The organism is Achromobacter sp. 46006, assembly GCF_059761975.1.
Genome location: NZ_JCBANN010000138.1, coordinates 1 through 650 on the forward strand (window position 1 = coordinate 1; position 650 = coordinate 650).

Annotated in this window: 1 protein-coding gene; it reads right to left on the reverse strand. The window is 74.8% G+C overall.

Annotated elements, in window-relative coordinates:
• Positions 1 to 648: POTRA domain-containing protein (locus AC6LKG_RS26530; RefSeq protein ID WP_498169973.1), on the reverse strand; the 648-nt coding region annotated here is incomplete at its 3' end.
• Between the last annotated feature and the right edge of the window lie 2 nt (positions 649 to 650).

Here is a 650-nt window from a genome sequence, read left to right on the forward strand (position 1 = left end):
GCCGGGTTTGATGATGATGTCCGAGTCGCCCAGCGCGGGGCCGGGCGCCACGTCGATGCTGGCGTCGGCCTGGCCGGCCAGCCGGCGGATGTTTTCCAGCGCCTGGTCCAGGTCGCGCTGGTTGACCTCGCCGCCCGGCCAGGTGGGCAGCGCGGTGCGCCACCAGCCGGGCGCGCCCTCGCTCTTGACGCCCGAAATGCGGCCGGACACGTAGCGCAGCGTCAGCGTGCCCGTGGCCAGCGACTGCTCCGGCACCAGCACGCGGGCGGTGATCAGGCCGCGGTCGATCAGGCGCGCCATCAGGTGTTCCTGCAAGGCGCGCAACCCCTGCCCGCCGATGCACCGCCCCAGCGTGGTCTCGGCGTCGCGGCGCAGCGCGGTCGGTGGGCCGGCGCCATCCCAGGCCACCTGGCCGATCGTGAAGCAGGGCGATTCCTCGGGGAACACGAGCGGTCCCTCGCCGGCGACGGCGGGCGGCGCCGACAACACGTCCGGCCGCTCGGCGGCGCGGGCACGCTGGGCGTCGATTTCCTGTTCCTGGCGGCGCTGGATGTCGCTGGCGCGCGCGGCGGCGTCCGCGGGCAGGGGTTGCGCGGCCAGGGGTGGCGCAGGGATCAGCAAGGCGACGAACGAAACGCACAGCGCCAGGC